The sequence below is a fragment of the Vibrio sp. 970 genome (assembly GCF_033339075.1).
This window is the reverse complement of sequence record NZ_JAWOTW010000513.1, coordinates 1-611: the sequence shown is the minus strand read 5'-3', so window position 1 is coordinate 611 and position 611 is coordinate 1. Positions and strand designations below refer to the sequence as shown.

The 611-nt window shown below is 47.5% G+C and carries 1 protein-coding gene; it reads left to right on the top strand.

The genetic code is table 11. The features are described 5' to 3' along the window. Positions 1–611, top strand: a 611-nt coding sequence (locus R7Q11_RS27605) for a methyl-accepting chemotaxis protein (protein WP_225467162.1), incomplete at both ends; no start/stop codon positions are given.

Here is a 611-nt window from a genome sequence, read left to right as displayed (position 1 = left end):
TTGATACCGTCGCTCCAAAAGGCAGTATCTACCATGCGGTTCAGAATATGAGCCAATCATTGGCAACCATGGTGACTAACCTTGAACAATCGATGCACGCTCTACGCGATGAGCTATCAGCAGTAGAGTCGCGCTCAAATTCCATCGCCGATCTTACCGTTTCTCAGCAGCAATCGACCGCAATGATTGCAACAGCGATGACAGAAATGGCTTCTTCCGCTAACCATGTGGCAAGCTCTGCTAGCGACACAGCACGTAATACCGATGAAGCAGATAAACAAAGTCAGCACACTCAATCACTGATCCACAGTACGGTAGATAACATCCAAGGTCTTGCGACTCAGCTGAATACTGCAAGTAAAGCGGTTGCCGATCTCGATCAAGATGTAAACAACATCGTGAAAGTTCTGGATGTAATCGGAGATATTGCGGAACAAACCAACCTATTAGCCTTGAACGCTGCAATTGAAGCAGCCCGAGCAGGCGAACAAGGACGAGGCTTTGCTGTAGTAGCAGATGAGGTGCGTAATCTTGCAGGTCGAACTCAAGACAGCACAAAAGAGATCCAACACATGATCTCGAATCTTCAAGAAGGCTCTCGCAATGCCATT